Below are 16,107 nucleotides of genomic sequence, written 5' to 3'. Positions count from 1 at the left end.
ACCCATAAGAACACCGACAAAGACGTCGACGACCACATCAAGAAGATCACCGGCAGCGGCAAACGCGACACCGACGACCTCACCGGCAAACGCGCGGAAGCCGGTGCCCCCGCCCGCAGGATCCCCACCTCCCTCGCGAAGGCAGTGGAGCGGATCCGGGAACTGGCGATGTCCCTCCTCAGCCGCCGTTGCAAGACCGATCCCGTGGACGTGGCCAGCGGGGAGATGGTCATGTCCCAGACGGACTTGGCGCTGCCGGGCGTGCTGCCGCTGGTGCTGCGCCGTACGCACATATCCGGTTACGCGTTCGGCCACTGCCACGGCCCGAGTTGGGCCTCCACCCTCGACGAGCGGATCGAACCGACGGGGCGGGGGACGATGTGGGCCCGGGAGGACGGATCCGTCCTCGTCTACCCCACTCTGCCCCACGAGGCCGGTGAGGAGATCTGGCCGCTGGAGGGCGAGCGGCTGCCGCTGACGTTCGAGAGCCGTGACGAACTGGGGGAGGTCACCTATGCGGTGCGTGACCCTCGGTCGGGCCTGGTTCGGCGGTTCACGGGCAGTCCCTTCCGGGCGGGCGGCCTGTACTGGCTCGGGGGGATCGAGGACCGCAACGGCAACGGCATCCGGTTCGAGCGCACGGAGGACGGGCTGCCGACTGCCGTCGTCCACGATGCCGGATATCGCGTACGCGTCACCACCGACGCCGAACTCGGCCGCGTCACCGCCCTGGACGTGCTGACGCCCGAGGGCCCGGTGCGCGCCGCCTCCTTCACCTACGACAGCGGTCACCACCTCGCCGGGGTGGCGGGCTCGTCCGACGTACCCCTGCGGTTCACTTACGACGAGCACCTCCGGGTCACCTCGTGGACCGATCGCAACGCCCACACGTACGCGTACGTCTACGACGCCGCGGGCCGGGTCGTGGAAACGGTCGGCCCGGACGGGGCGCTGTCCTCACGCTTCTCGTACGACGCACAGGCTCGTGTCACCCGTTTCACGGACTCCACCGGCGCGGTGACCGTGACCCGGTACAACGACCTCGGCCAGACCATCGCCGAGACCGACGCCCGCGGCCACACCGTCCTGTTCACCTGGGACCGGTACGACAACCTGCTCTCACGCACGGACGAACTCGGCAACACCGCCGAGTTCGGTTACGACGAGCACGGCGACCTGGCCACGATGGTCCTCCCGGACGGGCGAACGGCGTCGGCGCGCTACGACGAACGGCATCTGCCCGTCTCCGTCACCGGACCGGACGGTTCCACCTGGCGACAGACCTTCGACGAGCGCGGGAACCGGCTCTCGGTGACGGCCCCCGACGGAACGTCGACCACCTTCACACACGACGCCTCGGGCGCCCCCGCCACCGTGACGTTCCCCAACGGCGTGACGGAACGCAGGGTCAACGACCCCGCGGGCCTCACGCTGTCGGCCACGGACCCCACGGGAGCCGTGTACGCCCTGAAGCGGGACGCCTTCGGGCGCCCCGTCGAGTCGGTCGACCCGGTCGGATCGGTCACCCGCCTGGAATGGACGCCGGACGGATCGCTGTCCCGCCGTACCGCACCCGACGGCACCGTCGAGTCGTGGACGTGGGACGAGGAAGGCAACTGCCTCTCGCACACCGACGCCCTCGGCGGCACGACCCGGTTCGAGTACACCTGGTTCGACCTGCTCGCCGCCCGCACCGGCGTGGACGGCGCCCGCTACACGTTCACCTACGACACCGAACTGCGCGTGACCGGCGTCCGCAACCCCCAGGGGCGGGAGTGGACGTACGGCTACGGTCCCACCGGGCTGACGACGTCCGAGACCGACTTCGACGGCCGCACCACCCGGTACGAGCACGACGCGGCCGGCCGGCTCGCCGCCCGCGTCAGCCCGGACGGCCACCGTGTCACCTTCGCCCACGACGCCCTCGGCAACCTGCTGGAGAAGGATGCCGCGGGGCTCCTCACCCGCTTCTGCTACGACGCCGGCGGACGGCTCACCGGAGTCGAGTCCCCGGACTCCGTGCTCACTCTGGAGCGCGACGTCACCGGTCGACTGCTGGCGGAGACCGTCGACGGGCGCACGATGCGCTACGGCTACGACGCCGGCGGTGAACTGATCTCCCGCACCACCCCCACCGGGGCGGTCACCCGGTACGGCTACGACGTCGGCGGCAACCGGATCCGCGTCGAGACGGGCGGCAACGCCATCGACTACACCCGCGACGTACTGGGCCGAGAGCTGACCCGCAGCTTCGGGAACCCCAGCGCCCCGGTCGCACTCACCTCCACGTGGGACACCATCGGACGCCTGACCGCCCAGACCGTGTCGACGCCCCGCCGCACCATCCGCTCCCGCGCCTTCGGCTACCGCGCCGACGGACTACTGACGTCGACGACGGACCACACGACCGGACTCACCGCACAGTTCGACCTGGACGCCCTGGGCCGCCCCCTCGGCATCACCGCCGGAGACTGGTCGGAGCGGTACGGCTACGACCGCACCGGCAACCAGACCTCAGCCCACTGGCCCGACGGGGCCGGCCGGACCGAAAGCCGCGGCGAGCGGACCTACGACGGCACGCGCCTGACTTCCGCGGGCGGCCTGCGCTACGAGTACGACGACGCGGGCCGGGTCATCCTGCGGCAGAAGAAGCGCCTGTCCCGCAAGCCCGACACCTGGCGCTACACCTGGGACGCCGAAGACCGTCTCACCTCCTGCACCACACCCGACGGCACCCGCTGGCGCTACACCTACGACCCCATCGGCCGCCGCACCGCCAAGCACCGCATCACCCCCGACGGCGCGATCCTGTCCACCGTCCGCTTCACCTGGGACGACACCCGCCTCGCCGAACAGACCGACTCCACCACCGGCACCACCCTCACCTGGGACCACGAGGGCTACCGACCCATCGCCCAACTGGAACGCCGCACCACCACCGACCGAACCCCGCAGGACGAGGTCGACAGCCGGTTCTTCGCGATCGTCACCGACCTGGTCGGCACCCCCACCGAACTCGTCGACGAGGACGGCCACGTCGCCTGGTACAACCGCACCACCGTCTGGGGCCTCACCGCCTGGAACCAGAACGCCACCGCCTACACCCCGCTGCGCTTCCCGGGCCAGTACGACGACTCCGAGACGGGTCTCCACTACAACCTCCACCGCCACTACGACCCGGAAACGGCCCGCTACGTAACGTCCGACCCACTGGGGCTCGCTCCCGCCGCCAACCCGGCCACGTACGTCACCAACCCGTACGCCTGGATGGACCCCGAGGGGCTGATCGCCAAGGGCTGCACGGAGAAGGGCGGCTGGTACGGCGGCATGCTCCCCGCGAACGAGAAGGCGGACGGAACGGCCTTCCCCCAGCCGATGGAGGTCAACCACATCCCGCCCAAGGCGGCCTGGAAGAACGTCATCGAGCCCGGCTTCTACATCGCGAACAAGCCCCACAAGAAGCAGAAGGTCAACAACGGTCCGGCGATCCGCATGGAGCGTGCCGACCACAAGCAACTGAACAGCACCGGCAGCGACTTCGTCGCCCAGGCGTGGCACCAGTGGCAGCGCGAGTTGATCGCCGACGGGCGGCTGACCGAGGCGATGCGGATGGACATCGACGACATCAAGCACAAGTTCCCCGGCAAGTACGACGACCACATCCAGGAAATGGTGCTGAGCCTGAAGGACAACAAGAACTTCCAGGACATGCTGACCAAACGAGGATGGACGGTCGACGAGGCCGAGCTGCTGCGGTGAGGGCGTTCCCCGCGTACCGCGGCGACGCCAGTACGTCCGGCATGCGGCAGAGTAGACGGCGACAGGCAACGAACACGCGGAGGGCACGACGATGGACCTGACACTGCTGCCGGAGGAGGGAGTGGCCACGATCCGGCTCGGCATGACGGCGGACGAAGCCGTCGGGGCCGCACGGGACCTGGGCTTCGTCCCCTCCAACGCGGACTACGGTGACGCGCCGGGCCAGGTCGTCTGCGACCACGCCGCGTCGGACTCGGACATCACCCTCGGCTTCACCAAGGGCGCCCTGACCGACATCCACGTCTCCCGCTTCCGCAACGAGGCCGCGGACCTGCGCGTCACCCTCGACGGACTCGACATCTTCCGCACCCCGAGCGACGAACTGCTGGAAGCGCTGGAGGAGCGCGGCCACACGGTGGAGCAGAACGACGACGGCGTCGACACCCTCCCGGACCTGAAGGTGATCCTCTCCAACGAGAGCAGCTTCGACTACCCGACGGACGACGAAGGCGATCCGATCTACTTCGACTACGCCCTCGTCACCTCGGTCTTCTTCCACGGCCCCCGCGGCGACTGAACCAGCGCAGCCGCCTCGGCCACAGTCTGCCGAGGCGGCCCCGCCGCCAGCCGCCGCGACTGCCGTGCGCCGGTGCGACCGAGCCCCGCGCGATCAGGGACCTTTGCGATGAGTTCTACTCATGTCCGGAGTCAATCTTCATGAACGGCCAGGGCAGGCAGGAGAGACAGCGATGGCTGGCATGGAGATCTGTATGTACTCGTTCGACTGCAGTCGCCTTCCACGACCCAGAAGGCATCCGCATCTTCGCCCCCCCGCCCAGCCTGAACATCCGCCCCATTGAGCGGACACTTGCGCCCACCCTGGCTGCGGTGCGCCGGGCGGATTCCTGCTGGCGATGATCAGGCTGGCCCGCCGACTGCTAGCGATCTGGCTCTGCGTCTAGGGCTGTCCACTAGTAATCGCCGATTTCGAAGTTGGAGGCAACGGGGCTTCCGTGGCTTTCCAACGCGATGAGTAGATAGGTCCCCAGTGCGTCCAGGCCGTTGTACAGCTTTTCGGCGATTTCCCAGGTCCCCACATCTTCGGACCGGGAGATGGGTATGGCGTAGGCGGGCACCTTCTCCAGGGGCCAGCCCTCTTCGGGGTCATCCACGATCACCTGGATGCTGAGGTCGTCGTTGGCGAACCAGAATCGGTAGCCCCCCGTGGGGTCCCGCCCTTCGTTGACCACGTGGAAGGTGATGCCCATGATGTGCTCCACGTTAGTGCGTAGTTGGCTGGCGAATTCCTGGCACTTCCATGTGGAATGAGCCGGACCGACCCGAACGTCGAAATCTGCCTTGAGGCCGATGCCATGATCTTCAAATCTTCCCACGCAGGTTCCTCGCAGTTCTCGCGGGCGGGTGCCCGTCCCGTCCGGCGTCGGGCACCCTGGTTTCCAGCTGTTGGCTCAAGCGGCGGCAGCGGCCCAGTGCAGGATGCCGTCCGGTCCATTCAGCGCGCTGCGCCGCTCACCAGTCGTCGCCGATGTCGAAGTTCGCAGTGATGGGCATGCCACCCGGGTCGAAGGCAATCGTTTGGTACTCGCCGAGTTCGACCAGGCCGTTGTACAGGCGCTCCACCAACTCCCAAGTCTCGACCGCCTCGGACAGGGACCAGCCGCTCAGCATCGCTGGAACCACCTCGAAGGGCCAACCCGGCTCCCCGTCGTCTACGTAGAGGGAAACGAGTACTTCCGTGTTGCTGAATTCGTAGCTGTATCCGATGGATTGTTTTGCCGCGGGGCTCCGATCGGCGGGGAACGAAATGATGCGTGCCACATCGGCCCACAGTCGGTCGCCAAAGTCCTTACAGGACTCGAAGCGGTGCTTCGGCCCAATCCTCAGATCGATGCCGCTATTACTGCCTTCGTAGGCTGCCTCGAAAGGCCCCACCCTGGAATCTCCATCTCGTCACTCTGGTGGGTGGGGCTACAGATTCCTGGAGCCCCACCCGCCGGGGGTTATGGGGTGTAGTCGATCGTGTAGTCACGGCCGTACACTATGACCCTTCGAGGTCGCCGCCGCCGGCGGCGGACGTGGTGGCTGCCGCATTTGGAAGATCTTCGAGTGCCCGGGCACGGCCGAGGCGGTGCTCCGGCGGTTGGCCAGTCCGCTGGGTGGCATCGCCTCGATAGACCAGGCCCTGTCGCGGGACGCGGCGTTCGCGGGCGTGCGTCGCCACTTTCGGCGGGACGCGCGGGACTTGGCGGCGTTGGTGCGGTTGTGGGTGGCCGCGGTGTACGGGATCGACTGCACAGTGGGCGCTGACTCCAACCCGCTGCTGGCCCGGATCCCCGCGCAGTCAGGTCCGCCGGAGGTTGGCCCCAGTGGAACGACATGATCGGCACGCGCTCCTCGGCGCAGATACGGACGTGCTCCGCGGTGTCGAAGTGGGCGATCAGACTGACGTGGAACGGCGCCGTGCCGACGTTCTTGCGGATCTCGTGGATGAGTTGACGCAGCCGATCCGGGGGGCAGCAGCGCGGCGCCCACCGCGCCGACGCATTCGGCGCGGGTGACCGCCACCGCCAGATCGGCGGTGCCGCCCGCGAAGGCCATTCCGGCGCGGACCAACGGGTAGGGGACGGAGAATACTCGGTGAACCTGGTAGAGAAGACGGGCGTGGCTTCCTCGGGGATTCTGAAGGACGGTGGAGGGCCGCGGCTGCAGGTCGCGGTCAGTGCGTTCGCGTGCCGCTGACGAGGTCGGCGGCGCGTTCGGCCACGGCGTAGACGGTGGCGACAGTGTTCGCTGATGGGATCGTCGGGAAGACAGAGGCGTCGGCCACCCGCAGCCCGTCGACGCCGTGGACCCGGAGGTCCGGGCCGACCACGGAGCGGTCGTCCTCGCCCATCCGGCAAGTGCCCACCGGGTGGCAGTACGAGGCGGGGGTCCGCCGCAGACAGGCGCGCACGGCCTCGCCGTCGCCGGTCTCCGGGCCGGGCAGCGTCTCCTCGCCGCGCCACGGGGCGAGTTCCGATGCCCGGCCGATCTCGCGGGCGAGCCGCATGCCGGAGACGATCGCGTCGAGATCGTGGTCGTCGGCGTAAAGGGCCGGATCGAGCAGCGACGGCGCGTCCCGTCGGGCGCCGGACAGGCGTACGGTGCCCCGGCTGTGAGGCGGCATCAGGGCGACACTGACGGTGAATCCGCCCTCGGGTCCCTGAACGGCGGGCGGGTTGGTGATGGAGTCCATAGAGATGATCTGAAGGTCCAGCTCCCCGACCTGCCCGGCGGGCTGCGGCCCCTGCGCGACCAGCACGCCGTCGCCGGCGAATAGCCCCCGGAGTGCGCGTGGGCCGGGCTGCGGTGACACCGGGGCCGGTGACGAATTCGCGCCTCCCCGACGCGCTGAAACTTCCTTGTACAGGCCGGATTGCGCCCTATACCACTCTTGAGCGTGATGCCAGGATCACCACCAGTCGCCCCCGGTGAGGGGGCTGTCGGGAAGAGGTCGTCACATGGGCGGGCAGGGCTTACCTGAGCGGGACTGGATCGGGGACGTGCTGCGTCAGGTGCTGGGCGGCGGGGAGCTGTCGGCACGTCAGCAGGCGCGGGTGGACGGCAACCGGGCACGTCAGCACATGGCCGCGGTGACTCTGAACGCTCTCGCCCGTTTCGGGCAGGGCGCGGAGCTGACCGATCTGGAGCAAAAGGCCGTCGAGTCGTTCCGCCGCGCCGGGGTCTCCGACGAGAAGATCGCCGAGTACGGGCAGATCTTCACCGAGGCCAGCCCGGAGGCCAAGGCCAGGGCGTTCCCCGACTCGGTCGCGGGCCTCACGCCCGAGACCGCGTACGGCTGGGACGACTTCCGGCGCGACGCCCCGCAGGCCGTGAAGGATGTCCTCGATCTGCCCCAGGTGCGTGTGGTGGAACTGGCGCCGGGCCAGGACAGCGTCGAGGCGCCCCCGGCCGACGGCGCCGCGGCCGAGGCGGCCGAGGCCGCCGGCTGGAGCCTGACGGTCGTCCACGCCCCGCAGAGCCCGTCCCCGGCACCGCCCCCGGCCGCCGCGCCCGCCAACCCCGCGCAGTTCGTCCTGTGGGCCGACAACTTCTACTGCGAGAAGGAGTCGAACGACGGAGGAGCCTCTGACGAGTTGTACTTCGGCTTTGTCGCCTCCGACGGCCGCACCAGCACCCACTACATGTCCCCGGTGATCGAGGGCGTCGACGCCGGAGAGACCCACGCCATCCCCGGCGTCACCCTCTGGGACGGCCCGGCGACCAAGGCAGGCCTGACCGTCTTGGTCGAGGTGTATGAAGAGGACGCCGGCGATGACTATGACAAGGTCGCAGCCGCCATCGCCAATGCGGCCCAGACCGCGGTCCGCCCGGCGCTGGACGAAGACCTGATCGACAGCGTTGTGGCGGTCGTAGAGACGACCGCGAGCGTTCTCAACATCGACATCGCAGCCCCGGTGATCACGGGAGCCGTCGTCAGCTTCGCCCTCGGGATCGAATTCATCCTCAAATGGGCGCCGGACGACCACGTCGGAAGCCACACGTTCACGTTCACCCCCGCCGCCCTGCTCGCCCTGGGCTCCGGACTCAGCCCCACCACCTATGAAGCCGTCATCGACGAACATCGGCAAGAGGCCCGTATCCGGCTCCGCCTGAAGGGATACCGCCGTACCGCCCGCAAGGTCAGGCTGATCAGCGCGAAGACCGGCCAGGCCGCCTCTGTGCACCACGGCTCCACGGAGTCGGGCGTGTACGTGGAGCAGTGGCCGTACCTGGGCGGCACCAATCAGAACTGGGAACTGTGGCAGAACGACGACGGCACCTACGTCCTGATCAGCGAGCGCAGCCACCAGGCGCTGACCGTCCACGACGGCAGCACCGCACAACAGGCGAGTATCGTCCAGTGGCCCTACCAGAACGCCACCAACCAGCACTGGCGCCTCACACCCACCACCACCGGCCACATGCTGACGAACGTACGCAGCGGCCAGGTACTGTCCGTCAACGACAACAGCACCGCACAGGGCGAGGGCCTGATCCAGTGGCCCGACGAAGGCGCCCTCCACCAACGCTGGCGCATCGAAGACCTCTGAGAAACACCCCACCCGCCCGGCACCCAGGGCGTAGCGCGATGACCGGACACCCCGCGCCCGCCCGGGAAGCAGCATGAACCCTGTCCGGAGGGCTCCGCCCTCCGGACAGGGCACACGAGCGGGCGGCTCACCGTCGGGTGTCGCCCGGCGCGAGCAGGCTGGTCAGCTCGGCGATCGCCTCCGGGGAGGGCTTGAAGTACCGGCGCACGTTGTCCGTCTTCCGGTGCCGGGACTTCGCCATCAGCATCAGCAGCGAGGCGCCCTGCTCCCCGAGGTGCGTGAGCCCGGAATGGCGGTACTCGTGCAGGTCCCAGCCCGTGCCCGGGGCGCCGCCGACGGCGGTGTGCTCGTCGAGCAGGGCGCGGGCCTGGCCGTAGGAGAGGCGCGCGAGCCCGGTGTCCGGGCACACATCCCGCGGCGCCAGGACCTTCCCCGGCCCCGGGCGGCGGTAGGTGACGAACACCGGCCCCCTCGTCCGCCCGCTGATCAGGCGGGGCAGGAGCCGGGCGGTGCCGGCGTCCCAGTGGACCGTCTCCAGCACGAAGTCCTCCCGGGCCCGGCCGCCCCGGCGGCGGGGCGCGGCGCCCTTTGGCCTTCACCGGGGCCCGGCGCCCGGCGAGGTCCAGTTCCTCGATGTCGGCGCCCAGGATCTCCTCGGCGCGGGCGTGGGTCTCGTAGAGCCTCCGCCACAGCATCTCGCCGATCTCGTCGTCCGCCACCGAGGCGAGTGGCCGGGCCTCGCCGATCCGCCCGGCGGTCTTCCCCACTCCGATCCCGTGGTTCCGGACCGCGTTCGGGTTGCCGAGCGAGTCCAGGAAGACGTCGTCCGGCGCGCCGAACAGGTCGTCGACGTCGCCCTGACCCACTGCTTCCGGTCGGGAAACCTCACTGTGCTCCGTGAGCTGGCGCTGCTGTAGGTGGCCAACCGCGCCGAGGAGGGTTTGCAGTGCTACCGCGCCGAGCACGTCATCGACGTCCCCTGGGAGACCAAGGAAAGGCATCGTCCGCGCTGTCGGGCAGGCGGAACGAAGAACCGTTCGTTCGGCGTGCCGTACGTACCACCGGTCGTATCCCGGGTGGTGAGCCTGGGCCTCGTCAGGGACTCGATCGTCCAGGTCGTCCCCGGCGTGGGCGTGGCCGCCCTGGAACGCGCCGACGCCTTTCGCCCGGTGCTGGAGATGGATTCCCTCGACTTCCTGAGGTTCGTCGAGATGCTCAGTCGTCGGTCAGGAATCCCTATCGGCGACGAGGACGTGCCACATCTGGTCACGTTCTCCGCATGCGTCGACTGCCTCCTCACCCACGCGGGGTGAGGCTCACTGCCCAGACGCCGCATGGTTCACGCCGCGTCGACGGAGCCCACGATCTCGACGACGCCGACCTTCTTCACCTGAGCGAGCAGTTTCGGACGAGCGCCCTCGGATGTGGGCTCGCCAAGGGGGCCACTCCGTTCGTCAGGTCACCGCAAGGGCGGCGGGGCCTCCGACGCCGTTGGGCGAAGACGTGGTGGGATTCGTCAACGATCCCCGAGCCGGCGTGATCTGGGTTCGGCATAACGAGCCGTAAGGCGGCCTCCGTGGTGAAGAGATCCCGAGGAAGGCGCTCCGGTGCGGTGAGCTTTCCCACAACCCGTGTGAGCCCCGGCTGGTGGGCCGTGTACGCCATGGTCCTGGCGGTCGCCGTGGTCGTCTGTGTCTCTCGACGCCACGAGTTGGTCATGGCACTGCGTCTCATCGCCGACGCGTATTGGCCGCGCCTGCTTCTGGCCGCCGGGTGCGAAGCAGCTTCTCTGTTCTGCCTGGTAGGTCTCCAGAGTTGGATCCTGCGGGCCGGAGGCAGGCAGCTGAGCCTCCGGTCGGTGGGCGCCGTCGTGCTGGCGGCCAACGCGGTAGCTGGAGCCCTGCCAGGCGGAGCAGCGTTCGCCGCGGCGTGGGAGTTCCGACAGCTACGTCTGCGTGGAGTGGGGCAGGCACTCGCGGGAGCCGTACTCGTGATCGCCGGAACGCTGTCAGGGATCAGCCTCTTCGCCCTGCTCCTGCTGGGTCTGGCTTTCGAGGGCTCGTCGGGGCCGGGCGCCGGGCTGCGGCCGGCAGCCGTCTCGATCGCGGTCCTCGGGATCGTTGTGGTGGCCGTCTCGTACGCACTGTGGCAGTTCCAGTCAGTGCGATGGCGAGTGCGGCGGGCATGGCGTCGGGTGCGCCTGAGGTCCCGCGGCTTGCGCAGGCTGAGTGCGGACGTGTCATGGCTGGGGCGACAGTTCCGAGCGGCCGAGCCGGGGATCCGTCCGTGGTTCCGGCCCACGGGTCTGGCCTTGCTCAACTGGCTGTTCGACATGGCGTGTCTCGCCGCGTGCATGTGGAGCCTGGGAATCGCGATCCCTGAGCACGGTTTCGTAGCCTCGTATGCGTTGACCCAGATCGCGGGGAGTCTGCGGCTCACTCCCGGCGGGCTGGTCGTGGTCGAGGCGAGTCTCACCGCTCTGCTCGTCGTGAGCGGACTGCACGTGGAGCAAGCCCTCGCCGTCACTCTGGTGTACCGGTTGATGAGCTACTGGGCGCTCCAGCCGCTCGGCTGGGCATGCTGGCTGGGCGTGACACTGCGGGCAGGACGCCGGGCGCCCGGGGGTTAGTCGCTTTGCCGCTACTCGTCAGGTGTGCCGAGCGCTATCCCATGCTCTGGGCCTGGGCTTCCGCGTCGGCGACGGCGATCGTGATGCCGAGCGCCTTGGCGATATTGGCTGCTGCCGTCATGACGCGGGCCGTGCCCACGACCGGGGCGATGGCGACCAGGACGTCCTGTACCTTTTCGGCGGTCAAACCGGCCTGCAGGGCAGGGTCGAGATTGGCGATGTAGGAGACCGGCGGGGCGTCCGAGGCGGCGAGGGCCGCGATGCGGGTGAGCATGAACGTGTCCGGAGCCAGTCCGCACCGCTCGACCGAGTCGTCCGTCATCGCGGCGAGGGTGTCCAGCACGGGAGTTTGGGATGCTGTTGCCATGTCGGGTCATCTCCGGAACGTGTCGTGGTGTGGAGCTATCGGGCCCGGCGGGCCCACCTTCTGATGTCCGTACTTTCACCGTAGATCTGATTCCTTTGACATGCCCTTCCTGGGGGTTTCGCTCGGGAGTCCGGAGCGCTCGCCTCCCCTGGACCGCACAGACACCCGGTGTGAGTTTTGGTCCGGCCGGGGCGCCGCCGGTCGTCGGCGGGTCATCGTCTCGTGGACGCCGCCGCCCAGGAGACGGCTTCGTCGAGTTCGGCGTACCCGAAGTGCCGTACCTCGGCCCGGACGAAGTGTTTCGCCAGGTGGGGCACGAGGTCCGCGAGCCTGGTGTCCGCCGCCAAGGCGACCCTCCCGATCCGCTGGTGGTGGTCGCGGACGAAGCGCACATGGCTCAGCAGGCCGCCGACGTTCTCCCAGCCGGGAAAGGTACGGGCATGGATCACGACGCCCGTCAGCTCCTCGTGGGCATCGAGCCACGAGTCGACGGTGAGGGCCACGGCATCGAAGTCCTGGGTCCGCAAGGGACTGTCGATCTCCACCAGCAGCACGCCGGAGGCCGGCAGGATCCGGTGGGACACGCCGGGGCCCTCAGGGAGCGAGGCCAGCCAGTGGAGGGCGTCCTCGCGTTCGTGGCCGTCGTAGATGTGCACCGGGCAGGGCACGAGGAACCTGGTGAGCCGGGTCGCTTCCCGGATCCAACCGACGTCGCTGACGATCGCGCACCCCTCGAACAACCGCATGGAGCGGGTCCCGACCTTCAGGTCCTCCCAGGCGGCTCCGGGAGCGAACGACTGGAACTCGGGGCCGAACTCGCACAGGATCCGGACCCTGCGGCCTTCGGCGCGGGCAGAATCGATCAGGGGCTCGATGATGGACTCGTAGTCACCCCTTGTAACGACCCCGACCGCTTGCAACGCGTCAATGCCGGCAGGGACGTCGCTGAGCCTCTTCAGCATCCCGTTCCTCCTCGGTCGAGGCCCTCGGGCCAGGCTCGGGGCTTGACTGGCTGGGGTCCCGGTTCGACGTTACGTGGAGGGCGCGGACCCTGCAGACCGGCGTGGTGGTGAGGTCGATCCGGTGGAGGGCGCGATGCGGTCGAGCGGGCCCTTCGCCGCCGTGCTCTCATGGGAATCGGGGCGGCCCGCCAGCGTCTGGCCAGTCTGTGATCGAGCCCTTGAAGACGGACGGGCGGGGCGGTCCCGCCCATGTCCGGAGGCGAACCCGTGAGCGGGGAGCCGTGCCTGCGGTCCGCAGGGAGGCGTGATGTCCTTCGAAGGTCGACGAGTGGTCCCGCTCTCGGAGGTGGGGCGGTCCGACGTGTCCGTGGTGGGAGGGAAGAACGCCTCCCTCGGGGAGCTCATCAGACACCTGCGGCCGGTCGGGGTGCGGGTACCGGATGGATTCGCCACGACCGCAGACGCCTACCGGGAGTACATGCGGACCGGTGGACTCGGTGATCGGGTCGCTGCCCGGCTCGCGGATCTGCGGGCGGGCGCGGCCTTGACGGAAGTGGGGGCGGCGATTCGCGCCGGCATCCTTGCCACCCCCCTGCCGCAGGGGCTGAAGGACGAGATCACGGCGGCGTACGTTCGTCTCGCCCCGGGGGAGCGGCGTGCGGACCCCGAGGTGGCCGTGCGCAGCAGTGCGACCGCGGAGGACCTGCCGGAGGCGAGTTTCGCCGGGCAGCAGGAGAGCTATCTCAACGTGCGCGGCGCAGCCGCGCTGCTGGACGCGTGCCATCGCTGCTACGCGTCGCTGTTCACGGACCGGGCGATCGACTACCGGGAGCGATTGGGCTTCGGCGAGTCCTCCGTGGCGCTGTCGGTCGGTGTGCAGTTGATGGTGCGCTCCGATCTCGGTGGCTCGGGGGTCGCCTTCACTCTCGACCCGGAGACCGGCTACCGGGACGTTGTGGTGATCGACGCCGCGTGGGGGCTCGGCGAGAGCGTGGTGAGCGGGCGTGTGGACCCGGACGAGTACGTGGTCTTCAAGCCCGTGCTGCCCGAGAAGGCACTCAACCCGGTGATCGGGGTGGCGATCGGAGACAAGGCGACCAAGGTCGTCTACGCCGAGGGCGGCCTCACCCGGACCGTGGACACCGACAGCGGGGAACGCGCTGCGCGCGTGCTTGACGACGGCGAGGTGCGGTCCTTGGGGCAATGGGCCGTCGCGGTGGAGGAGCACTACGGGACGCCGATGGACCTGGAGTGGGCGAAGGACGGTCGTACGGGGCAGTTGTTCCTGGTCCAGGCCCGTCCCGAGACGGTCCGGTCCCGAACCGACTCGACGGTGCTCCACCGCTACCGGCTCACGGAGGCGGGGGAGTGCCTGGTGACGGGGGCGGCGGTCGGTGAGGCGGTGGGGGCGGGTCCCGTGCGGTCGCTCGCGATCCCCGTGGGGCTGGAGCGGTTCCCCGCCGGCTCCGTCCTCGTGACCCCGGTGACCGATCCCGATTGGGAGCCGTTGATGAAGCGGGCTGCTGCCATCGTGACCGACCACGGGGGTCGTACCTCCCACGCTGCCATCGTCAGCCGCGAGCTGGGGGTGCCCGCCGTCGTGGGCACCGGTGAGGCGACCGCCGTCCTCGTCGACGGACAGCAGGTGACCGTCTCGTGCGCCGAAGGGGCGGAGGGGCGCGTCTACGCGGGCTCGGTCGGCTACGAGGTGTCCGACGTGGATCTGACGGAGCTTCCGGCGACCCGTACGAAGGTCATGCTGAACCTCGCCGATCCGGGGGCGGCGTTCCGGTGGTCGGGGCTCCCAGCCGATGGGGTGGGCCTGGCGCGCATGGAGTTCATGGTCGCCCACCGGGTCAAGGTGCACCCCATGGCGCTGCTGCGGCCCGAGCGCCTCGCCCCCGACGAGCGCCGCGCGGTGGACGAACTGACCGAGGGCCACACCGACGCGGCGGAGTACTTCGTCGACCGCCTGGCACGTGGCGTCGCCACCATCGCGGCCTCCCGCTGGCCGTACCCGGTCGTCCTGCGCACCAGCGACTTCAAGACGAACGAGTACGCGAAGCTGATCGGTGGCGGTCCCTTCGAGCCGGCAGAGGCCAACCCGATGATCGGATGGCGCGGTGCCAGCCGCTACTACAGCGATGGGTACCGGGACGGCTTCGCCCTGGAGTGCCGTGCCATCCGCAGGGTCCGGGAGGAGTTCGGACTGACCAACGTCGTCGTCATGATCCCCTTCTGCCGTACGCCCCGGGAAGCGGACCGCGTCCTGGAGGTCATGGCCGGTGAGGACCTGCGTCGAGGCGAACGCGGCCTTCAGGTCCACGTCATGGCCGAGATCCCCTCGAACGTCGTCCTGGCGCGGGAGTTCGCCGAGCGCTTCGACGGGTTCTCCATCGGGAGCAACGACCTGACCCAGCTCACCCTCGGTGTCGACCGCGACTCGGCGGAGCTGGCCGAACTCTTCGACGAGACGAACCCCGCGGTCACCCGCAGCATCGAGAGCCTGATCGACGTCGCCCATGACGCGGGACGCACCGTCGGCCTCTGCGGCCAGCGACCGAGCGACGACCCGACCTTCGCCGCATTCCTCGTCGCGGCGGGCATCGACTCGGTGTCCGTGGCGCCCGACAGCTTCGTCACCGTGAAGCACCACATCCACAAGGCCGAACAAAGCTGACCGTGAAGGGGAGCACCCGCTGTGCCAGGTTCCCGTGGCGTCGCGATCATCGGAGTGGGAAACGCGTTCCGGCGCGATGACGGCGTGGGCCCGGCCGTCGTCGCGAGGCTCGCGCAACACCACATGGCACACCGCCCACCCGAAGACGTCACGCTGTCCAGTTCCGACGGCGATCCGGCCCGGCTGATGGCGCTGTGGGAGGGCAGGGCGCTGGCGGTGATCGTCGACGCCGTGCGCGTCGACGGCGGACGGCCCGGCCGCATCCGTCGATGGGAGCCGCGGACGTGCCCGGGGCGGCTGCCCGTGACGGCCAGTACGCACGGGCTGGGCGTGCGCGAGGCGGTCGAGCTGTCGGAAGCCCTCGACGGGCTTCCCGCGCGCACGGTGGTGTGGGCGGTCGAGGTCGTCGACGTGGGCCCGGGGCCCGGACTCTCGCCTCCCGTGGCGGCGGCGGTGGTGGGCGTCGCAGATGCGGTCGACGCGCACGTCCGGCGCTTCCTCGACGCCCACGGATCGGCCCGCGCCGCGCAGCCCGGGCCGTCCGCCTGCCGACTCGACCGATGAAGTGAGGAACGGCCCCCGGTCGGACCAGCAGC

12 protein-coding genes and 1 pseudogene are annotated in these 16,107 nt (G+C 69.4%); 7 read left to right on the top strand and 6 right to left on the bottom strand.

The window, feature by feature from the left end:
- Together ABZ842_RS31770 and ABZ842_RS31765 are read left to right on the top strand one after the other, a co-directional pair.
- The coding region (locus ABZ842_RS31770) for an RHS repeat-associated core domain-containing protein (protein WP_361544596.1) at positions 1 to 3,759 on the top strand (3,759 nt) is incomplete at its 5' end.
- Positions 3,760 to 3,850: 91 nt separating this feature from the next.
- The gene (locus tag ABZ842_RS31765; RefSeq protein WP_361544593.1) at positions 3,851 to 4,336 is read left to right on the top strand and encodes a hypothetical protein; all 486 of its coding nucleotides are present in this window, start codon (positions 3,851 to 3,853) and stop codon (positions 4,334 to 4,336) included.
- A gap of 394 nt (positions 4,337 to 4,730) precedes the next feature.
- Here ABZ842_RS31765 and ABZ842_RS31760 read toward each other — a convergent pair whose 3' ends face one another.
- The 3 genes from ABZ842_RS31760 to ABZ842_RS31750 all read right to left on the bottom strand — a co-directional run bounded on the left by ABZ842_RS31760 (position 4,731) and on the right by ABZ842_RS31750 (position 7,081).
- A complete protein-coding gene (locus tag ABZ842_RS31760) occupies positions 4,731 to 5,153 on the bottom strand; it encodes a hypothetical protein (protein ID WP_361544590.1) in 423 nt (140 codons plus the stop codon).
- A gap of 136 nt (positions 5,154 to 5,289) precedes the next feature.
- Positions 5,290 to 5,712 (bottom strand): hypothetical protein, encoded by a 423-nt coding sequence (locus tag ABZ842_RS31755; RefSeq protein WP_361544588.1) that lies wholly within the window; start codon positions 5,710 to 5,712, stop codon positions 5,290 to 5,292.
- Between the two features lie 784 nt (positions 5,713 to 6,496).
- Positions 6,497 to 7,081, bottom strand: a complete 585-nt coding sequence (locus ABZ842_RS31750; RefSeq protein WP_361544585.1) for a GMC family oxidoreductase — start codon at positions 7,079 to 7,081, stop codon at positions 6,497 to 6,499.
- A 199-nt stretch (positions 7,082 to 7,280) separates the two neighbouring features.
- On the opposite strand from ABZ842_RS31750, the gene ABZ842_RS31745 reads away from it, so the two are divergent.
- On the top strand, positions 7,281 to 8,873 hold the full coding sequence (locus tag ABZ842_RS31745) for an RICIN domain-containing protein (protein WP_361544582.1): 1,593 nt from the start codon (positions 7,281 to 7,283) through the stop codon (positions 8,871 to 8,873).
- Positions 8,874 to 9,000: 127 nt separating this feature from the next.
- Here ABZ842_RS31745 and ABZ842_RS31740 read toward each other — a convergent pair.
- Positions 9,001 to 9,739: pseudogene (locus ABZ842_RS31740) on the bottom strand (site-specific integrase).
- Between the two features lie 51 nt (positions 9,740 to 9,790).
- On the opposite strand from ABZ842_RS31740, the gene ABZ842_RS31735 reads away from it, so the two are divergent.
- Both ABZ842_RS31735 and ABZ842_RS31730 read left to right on the top strand, forming a co-directional pair.
- Positions 9,791 to 10,186 carry a hypothetical protein gene (locus ABZ842_RS31735; RefSeq protein ID WP_361544579.1) on the top strand — a complete coding sequence of 132 codons (396 nt, stop codon included), beginning with the start codon at positions 9,791 to 9,793 and terminating at the stop codon, positions 10,184 to 10,186.
- 350 nt (positions 10,187 to 10,536) lie between these two features.
- Positions 10,537 to 11,502 carry a YbhN family protein gene (locus ABZ842_RS31730; protein ID WP_361544614.1) on the top strand — a complete coding sequence of 322 codons (966 nt, stop codon included), beginning with the start codon at positions 10,537 to 10,539 and terminating at the stop codon, positions 11,500 to 11,502.
- Between the two features lie 34 nt (positions 11,503 to 11,536).
- Here ABZ842_RS31730 and ABZ842_RS31725 read toward each other — a convergent pair whose 3' ends face one another.
- Positions 11,537 to 11,869, bottom strand: coding sequence for a carboxymuconolactone decarboxylase family protein (locus ABZ842_RS31725; RefSeq protein ID WP_361544576.1), 333 nt, complete (start codon positions 11,867 to 11,869; stop codon positions 11,537 to 11,539).
- Between the two features lie 212 nt (positions 11,870 to 12,081).
- Positions 12,082 to 12,831, bottom strand: a complete 750-nt coding sequence (locus ABZ842_RS31720; RefSeq protein WP_361544573.1) for an STAS/SEC14 domain-containing protein — start codon at positions 12,829 to 12,831, stop codon at positions 12,082 to 12,084.
- A 307-nt stretch (positions 12,832 to 13,138) separates the two neighbouring features.
- On the opposite strand from ABZ842_RS31720, the gene ppsA reads away from it, so the two are divergent.
- Entirely contained in the window at positions 13,139 to 15,511 is a 2,373-nt protein-coding gene (gene ppsA, locus ABZ842_RS31715; protein WP_361544570.1) for a phosphoenolpyruvate synthase, read from the top strand.
- Between the two features lie 21 nt (positions 15,512 to 15,532).
- Positions 15,533 to 16,075, top strand: a complete 543-nt coding sequence (locus tag ABZ842_RS31710) for a hydrogenase maturation protease (protein WP_361544567.1) — start codon at positions 15,533 to 15,535, stop codon at positions 16,073 to 16,075.
- Positions 16,076 to 16,107 lie beyond the last annotated feature (32 nt).

Origin of the sequence: Streptomyces sp. NPDC047315 (assembly GCF_040643215.1) — a bacterium.
In the GTDB taxonomy this organism is placed as follows: Bacteria; Actinomycetota; Actinomycetes; order Streptomycetales; family Streptomycetaceae; genus Streptomyces.
This window is presented reverse-complemented; position numbering and strand designations above follow the sequence as displayed.